The organism is Roseateles sp. P5_B10 (assembly GCF_056400485.1).
In genome coordinates this window covers 1-7342 of sequence record NZ_JBFULE010000219.1, presented here as the reverse complement: position 1 = coordinate 7342, position 7342 = coordinate 1, and the positions used below count along the sequence as shown (strand labels likewise).

At 69.5% G+C, this 7342-nt stretch carries 5 protein-coding genes; 1 reads left to right on the top strand and 4 read right to left on the bottom strand.

Translation table 11 applies throughout. The features are described from left to right. On the bottom strand, positions 1–1904 hold a 1904-nt coding region (gene dnaE / locus AC1DU6_RS14840), incomplete at its 3' end, for a DNA polymerase III subunit alpha (protein ID WP_477857985.1). 43 nt (positions 1905–1947) lie between these two features. Here dnaE and AC1DU6_RS14835 point away from each other — a divergent pair. Further along, the gene (locus AC1DU6_RS14835; protein ID WP_477857983.1) at positions 1948–2889 is read left to right on the top strand and encodes a peptidylprolyl isomerase; all 942 of its coding nucleotides are present in this window, start codon (positions 1948–1950) and stop codon (positions 2887–2889) included. 150 nt (positions 2890–3039) lie between these two features. Here AC1DU6_RS14835 and feoB read toward each other — a convergent pair whose 3' ends face one another. The 3 genes from feoB to AC1DU6_RS14820 form a co-directional block, all read right to left on the bottom strand. Beyond that, positions 3040–4911, bottom strand: a complete 1872-nt coding sequence (feoB, locus tag AC1DU6_RS14830) for a ferrous iron transporter B (protein ID WP_457323657.1) — start codon at positions 4909–4911, stop codon at positions 3040–3042. Continuing rightward, the gene (locus AC1DU6_RS14825; protein ID WP_082532912.1) at positions 4904–5167 is read right to left on the bottom strand and encodes a FeoA family protein; all 264 of its coding nucleotides are present in this window, start codon (positions 5165–5167) and stop codon (positions 4904–4906) included. The genes feoB and AC1DU6_RS14825 overlap by 8 nt, the downstream gene beginning before the upstream one ends. 112 nt (positions 5168–5279) lie before the next feature. Next, positions 5280–7342 (bottom strand): hybrid sensor histidine kinase/response regulator (locus AC1DU6_RS14820; RefSeq protein WP_477857980.1); only part of this gene is annotated, 2063 nt, incomplete at its 5' end.

Genomic DNA, 7342 nt, shown 5'->3' with positions numbered 1-7342 from the left:
CTCTCGGAGTAGCCCTTGCCGAAGAGGTCGAAGACTTTCTTGTCGACCAGCGGCACATTGGCCCAGTCGAAGCCGGCGCGGTCGGCGTGGCGGGCGACGATGAAGTCCTTGGCCAGCTCCAGGATGGTMAGCGTGGCCAGGCCCARRAAGTCGAACTTSACSAGGCCGATGGCCTCSACGTCGTCCTTGTCGAACTGGCTSACGGCCGAGGTTGAGCCGGGCTGCTGGTATTGCGGGCAGAAGTCGGTGATCTTGCCCGGCGCGATCAGCACGCCGCCGGCGTGCATGCCGATGTTGCGCACCATGCCTTCGACGCGGGCGGCGAGCTTCAGCAGCTCGGCCACTTCCTCGTCGCTCTTCTCGCGCTCCTCCAGCTCCGGCGCCTCGTGGCGGGCGTAGATGACCTTGGCCTTGTCGGGGTCGAAATTGGGCGGCAGCTTGGCCAGCGTCACCGTCTTGCCGGGTGGCGCGGGGATGAGCTTGGCGATGCTGTCCACATGGCCGAAGCCCATGCCCAGCACGCGGCCGATGTCTCTCAAAGCCGCTTTCGCGGCCATGGTGCCGAACGTCGCGATCTGGCTGACCGCTGGGCGGCCGTATTTGTCCTTGACGTAGTCGATGACGCGGTCGCGGTTGCCCTGGCAGAAGTCGATGTCGAAGTCGGGCATCGAGACCCGCTCGGGGTTCAGGAAGCGCTCGAACAGCAGGTTGTACTTGAGCGGGTCCAGGTCGGTGATCAGCAGTGCATAGGCCACCAGCGAGCCCGCACCCGAGCCCCGGCCCGGGCCGACCGGGCAGCCGTTGGCCTTGGCCCAGCGGATGAAGTCCGACACGATGAGGAAGTAGCCCGGGAAGCCCATCTTGATGATGGTGTTCAGCTCGAATTCCAGCCGCTCCACATAGCGCGGCCGCTCCTTGTCGCGCTCCGCCTCGTTGGGGAAGAGGTGCTTCAGCCGCCCCACCAGCCCCTCGTGGCTCAGCTCGCGGAAATACTGCTCCATCGGCATCGGCGTGCCGTCGTCCAGCAGCGGCGTCGGGAAATTGGGCAGCTGTGGCTTGCCCAGCACCAGCGTCAGCGAGCAGCGGCGCGCGATCTCGGTGGTGTTCTGGATGGCGCTCGGGATGTCCTTGAACAGCTGGCGCATCTGCGCCTGCGTCTTGAAATACTGGCTGGGCAGRAAGCGCTTGATGCGCTTGGGGTTGGCGAGAGTCTCTCCTTCGGCCACGCAGACGCGCGCCTCATGGGCCTCGAAGTCGTCCTCACCCAGGAACTGGATCGGGTGCGTCGCCACCACCGGCAGGCCCAGCTCCGCCGCCAGCGGCACGCTGGCCTGCACCAGCGCCTCCTGGCCGGGCAGGCCGGCGCGCTGCAGCTCGATGTAGAAGCGGCCCGGGAAGACCTCGGACAGCCGCTGTGCCCATTCCCTGGCGCGCACCTTGTCGCCCTGCATCAGCGCCTGGCCCAGGCCGCCATGCTGGGCCCCGGACAGGCAGATCAGCCCGCCACCCAGCTCCGTCAGCCATTCCCATTTCAGGCAGGCCTGGTTGCGCTGCACGTTATCGATCCACGCGCGTGACAGCAGCTCGCTGAGGTTCAGATAACCCTGGCTGTTCTGCACCAGCAGCAGCAGGCGCGTCGGCGGCTTGTCGGTGGCGTCGGTCTCCAGCCAGCAGTCGGCGCCGAGGATGGGCTGCACGCCCTTCTTGCGCATCGCGCTGTAGAACTTGATGCCGCCGAACAGGTTGGCCAGGTCGGTGATGGCCGCCGCCACCTGCCCGTCAGCCGCGGCCGCGTCGGCGGCGTCATCGGTGCGCAGGGTGCCATCCACCACCGAATACTCGGTGTGCATGCGCAGGTGGACATAGGGCAGGTCTTGCAGGTCTTGAACAGCGGTCTCGGGCATCGCCGCATTGTAGGAAGCCCCTCCGCCGTTAAGCTGCGCGCCCATGAAACACATCGCTCTCGCGCTGGCCACTGCCGGCCTGCTGTCCACCGCCCTTGCCGCACCCCTCAAGGCTGCCAAGCCCCCGGTCAAGGCGGCCGCGAAGAAGACCGCCCAGCAGATCCTCGCCGGCTCGCCGGCCAGCGACTGGCGCGGGCTCGATCCCGAGAACACGCTGCTGATGGAGTTGGCGTCGGGTCAGGTCATCATCGAACTGGCGCCGCGCTTTGCGCCAGCCCATGCCGCCAACATCCGTGCCCTGGCCCGCGGTGGCTACYGGGATGGCCTGGCCATCCTGCGCGTTCAGGACAACTTCGTCACCCAGTGGGGCGACCCCGATGGCGAGGACGCCGCCAAGGCCAAGCCGCTGCCGGCCGGCGCCTCAGCCAAGCTGCCCGCCGAGTTCTCCGTGCCGTTGGACAAGGTCGGCAAGGAAGCCGCCTTCACCAGGCTGCCCGATGTGGAAGGCTGGGCGCCACGCACCGGCTTTGCCGAAGGCTTCCCGGTCGCCGCTGATCCCAAGGCCGGCAGGGCCTGGCTGGCCCACTGCTACGGCATGGTCGGCGCCGGGCGCAGCGACGCGATCGATTCCAGCAACGGCACCGAGCTCTATGTCGTCATCGGCCAGGCGCCGCGCGGGTTGGATCTCAACATCACCGTGGTGGGTCGCGTGCTCAAGGGCATGGAGCTGCTGTCCGGCCTGCCCCGCGGCGGCGCGGCCATGGGCTTCTACGACAAGCCCGAGCAGCGCACCGGCATCCAGCGCATCCGCCTGCTGGCCGAGGTGCCGACCGCCGAGCGGCCCGCACTGCAGGTGCTGCGGACCGAGTCCACCACCTGGACGCAGCTGCTCGATGCCAGGCGCTTTCGCGGCGGCTGGTTCGTGCACAGCCCCGGCTATATCGACATCTGCAGCGCCTCGGTGCCGACGCGGCCTACTCCCTGAAGCCCCTCGTCCGGTCTCGCCCCGCTGAACGCGGGCGCGCCCAGCCGGTCCCCCGAGGGGACGGCGATGCTTGCGGCATTGAGCCACAAGCACACGCCCAAGCGGGCCGGCTCGGGAGCGGCCCAGCGCTCGGCCCAGAATACGCTGACGTCAAGCGCCCAAATAAAGCGCGACGCGATAGGTGATGAAGGAGGCGAGATAGGCCAGCCCGAACAGATAGCCCGTCATGATCAGCGGCATCTTGTAGCCGCCGGTCTCGCGCTTCACCGCCGCCAGCGTGGCGATGCATTGCGGCGCGAACACATACCAGGCCAGCAGCGACAGCGCCGTGGCCAGGCTCCAGCTCTGCTGGATCAGCGGCGCCAGCGCCTGAGCGGCATCGTCGCCGGTGGCCGACAGCGCGTAGACCGTGCCCAGCGCACTGATGGCCACCTCGCGCGCCGCCAGGCCCGGCACCAGGGCCAGGCTGATCTGCCAGTTGAAGCCGATGGGCGCGAAGATCTTGGCCAGGCCCGCGCCTAGATAACCCGCGACGCTGTACTGGATGGGCGCCCCGGTCGCGCCCTCCGGCGGGCCGGGGAAGCTGGACAGCAGCCACAGCGCGATGGTCAGCACGAGGATGATGCCGCCGACACGCTTGATGAAGATCATGGCGCGCTGCCACAGGCCAATGGCGATGGAGCGCGGATGCGGCCAGTGATAGCTCGGTAGCTCCATCATCAGCGGCCGCACGAGGCGGCCCGTGCTCGTGAAGCGCTTGAGCACCCAGGCCACGGCCAGCGCGCCCAGGATGCCGGCGAAATACAGGCCGAACAGCACCAGCCCCTGCAGCTCGAAGCCCGCCACCTCGCGGTGCGGCACGAAGGCGCCGATCAGGAGGGCATAGACCGGCAGCCGCGCCGAGCAGGTCATCAGCGGCGCGATCATGATGGTGACGAGGCGGTCACGCGGGTTGGAGATGGAGCGCGTGGCCATGATGCCGGGGATGGCGCAGGCAAAGCTGGACAGCAGCGGGATGAAGCTGCGCCCCGACAGGCCGACGCTGCCCATCAGCCGGTCCAGCAGCAGGGCCGCGCGCGGCAGATAGCCCGACTCCTCCAGCAGCAGGATGAAGAAGAACAGGATCAGGATCTGCGGCAGGAAGGCCAGCACGCCGCCGCAGCCGGCGATGACGCCGTCGACGATGAGGCTGCGCAGCCAGCCCTCGGGCAGCCACAGGCCGACCTGGTTGCCGAGCCAGGCCATGCCGCTCTCGATGGCGTCCTTGGGCGGCTCGGCCCAGGAGAAGACGGCCTGGAAGAGCAGGAAGAGCAGGACGGCCAGGATGACGGAGCCGGCCACCGGATGCAGCAGCACGCGGTCGACGCGGTCGCTGGGCAGGGTGGGCAGTTCATGGTCGAGGTGGAGCTCGCGCAGCAGCGTCCGCACAGTGACATGGTCGTCGACCTGCTGCTCGCCGGCGACGGCAAGGGGCGCGGCCTCCCAGACCTCGGGCTTGTCGAGCAGCGCACGCAGCTCATCCAGGCCTTCGCGGTGGATGGCGACGGTGCGCACGACGGGCACGCCAAGCTGGGCGGCCAGGGCCACCGGGTCGATCTTGAGGCCACGCCGGGCGGCCAGGTCGGCCATGTTCAGCGCCACGACGACGGGCAGGCCCATGCGGCGCACGGCCAGCAGCAGGCGCAGGTTGCGGCGCAGATTGGTGGCATCCAGCACGCAGACGACCAGGTCGGGCCGCTTCTCGCCCTTGGCGCGGCCGGCCAGCACATCGCAGGTGACGCGCTCGTCGGGTGAGCGCGGGTGCAGGCTGTAGGTGCCGGGCAGGTCCAGCAGGCGCAAGGCCTTGCCGGCCACGGTGACGAGGCGGCCTTCCTTGCGCTCGACGGTCACGCCAGCGTAGTTGGCGACCTTTTGATGGCTGCCGGTCAGGCCGTTGAACAGGGCCGTCTTGCCGCAGTTGGGATTGCCAACCAGGGCCACCAGCTTGCCGCCGCGGTGGACATGGACAATGGACTCAGTCATGGCCGCGCGGCGTCACGGCGATGCATTCGGCTTCGGCATGGCGCAGCGCAAACGTCGATTGCCCGATGCGCACGACCAGGTTGCCGGTGCGCTGGGCGCCGCGGCGCAGCACGCGCACGGCTTCACCCGGCAGAAAGCCCAGATCGGCCAGCCACGCCGCCCATTCCGGCGAATGCCCGGGTGCACTGACCTGCTGGACGGTCAGCGCCTGCCCGGCAGGGGCGGCGGCGAGGCTGGAGAACAGCGGCTCGGACATGGGCGGGCTCGGCGGACGAGTCGGTTTGATGAGAATGATTCTCATTGTACGCAAGCCCATGGCGCCCGCGCCCCGGGAATGGGTTTTGCCCTTTCGGCGGCTCGGCCGGCGCTCAGCGGGGATTGAGGCGGTCCAGCAACTGGTCGCAGGCCTTCAGGGCCTTGCCGAAGTCCAGCTTCGCCACCGCCGTGGAAAGCTGGGCGAGCTCGGTGCCGAAGGCGTCGGCGTGCTGCGTGGACAGCTCTTCGCAGACTGCGACCGAGCGCATATTGCGTTCGACCAGCAACTGGCGCAGCCGGCGCAGTGCTTCCAGAGGCTCGCTCACGATGGCGGGGGCAGTGGGCGGCGGCGGGCCGGGCACGACAGCGGCGGACAGCACGGCGAGGCTGGCGTCGAGCAGCCCCTGCAAGCCGACCAGATCGACCGCGCTGGCGCTGCCACCCTCGCGCAATGCCAGCTCTTGGCGGCCGGCCGATACGGCCAGCGCGGTGGCGCCGACGGCGCCAGCCAAGCCGCGCAGGGTATGCAGCACGCGCGTCGCGTCGGCCAGGGCTTGTTGTTGCAGATGGCACCTGAGCGTGTCCATCTCCGCGGGCGCGTCCTGGGCGAAGGACTTGGCGAGTCGCTCGTACAAGGCGGCCCGACCGCCCAGGCGCTGCAGCGCTGCCTCGCGCTCCAGCAGCGGTGCCGACACCGGCGGCGGGGGCGGCGCCGGCCGCATGGGGATGGGGCCGACGTGGCGGCGCAGGCTGGCGACGAGCTGCTCCAGGTCCACGGGCTTGGCGACATGGTCGCGCATGCCGGCGGCCAGGCAGGCCTGGCGGTCCGATTCCATGGCATTGGCCGTCATGGCGATGATGAGGCTGTCGGCCCGGTGCGCGAGGATGCGCCGCGTGGCCTCGAAGCCGTCGATGTCGGGCATCTGCAGGTCCATCAGGATGGCGTCGAAAACGGGCTCCGCCACCTTGGCCAGATGGGCGCCTTCGACGCCGCCGCCGGCCACGGTCACGACGGCGCCCTCGCCTTCCAGCAGCTCCTGGGCCACCTGCTGGTTGACGCTGTTGTCCTCCACCAGCAGCAGGCGCATGCCCTGCAGCCGGGGTTCGGCGGCGGCCCGCGGCGGCGGTGCCGGCTGCCCACGCGTGGCTTCAGCAACGGCGTCGTGCAGCATGGACGCCGTCACCGGCTTGACGAGATAGCCGCCCAGGCCCTGGATGTCCTGCTCGCTGCGCTCGGCCAGCAGCTCGCGGCCATGGGCCGTGACCATGATGATGACGGGCGCATCGGACTCGTGGCTGGCGCGGATGCGCCGCGAGGTCTCCCAGCCGTCCAGCCCCGGCATGCGCCAGTCCATCAGGATCAGTTCGTAATGCGGCTCGCCGCGCTCGGCGGCCTCGTGCACCACGTCCAGCGCCTGCTCGCCACTGGCTGCCAGGTCGCAGTCCCAGCCCAGGCTGGCGCCGATGCCCTGCAGCACCTCGCGGGCCATCGGGTTGTCGTCGACGATCAGCACCTTGAGGCCGCGCTGCGCCGTGTCGGGCTCACCGCGCTCGGCCGGCRCAGTCGCCATCAGCAGATCGAAATGGAAGCGGCTGCCCTCGCCGACGCGACTGTCCACGCGCAGCTCGCCACCCATCAGCGCGACCAGCCGCCGGCTGATGGCCAGGCCCAGGCCGGTGCCACCGTAGCGGCGTGACGTCGACTGCTCGGCCTGGCTGAAGCCGGCAAAGATGTGATCGAGCTTGTCCGCCGCGATGCCGATGCCGGTGTCGCGGACCTCGAAGCGCAGCCGCGCCTGCCCACCCGTCTCGCCCAGCAACGACAGCCCCAGCACCACCTCGCCGCGCTCGGTGAACTTCAGCGCATTGCCGGCCAGGTTGAGCAGCACCTGGCGCAGCCGGGTGGCATCGCCGACGAGGGCGCTGGGCAGGCGCGGGTCGAGGCGGAACAGCACCTCGATGTCCTTGGCACCAACGTTGGCCGACAGGATGACGGCCAGCTCGCGCATGAAGTCGCTGAGCTCGAAGCGGTGCGGGTCCAGCTCCATCTTGCCGGCCTCGACCTTGGAGAAATCCAGCACATCGTTGATGACGGCCAGCAGCGCCTGGGCCGCCGTGCGGGCCTTCGCCGCATAGTCGAGTTGGCGCGGCGACAGCTCGGTGCGCAGCAGCAGGT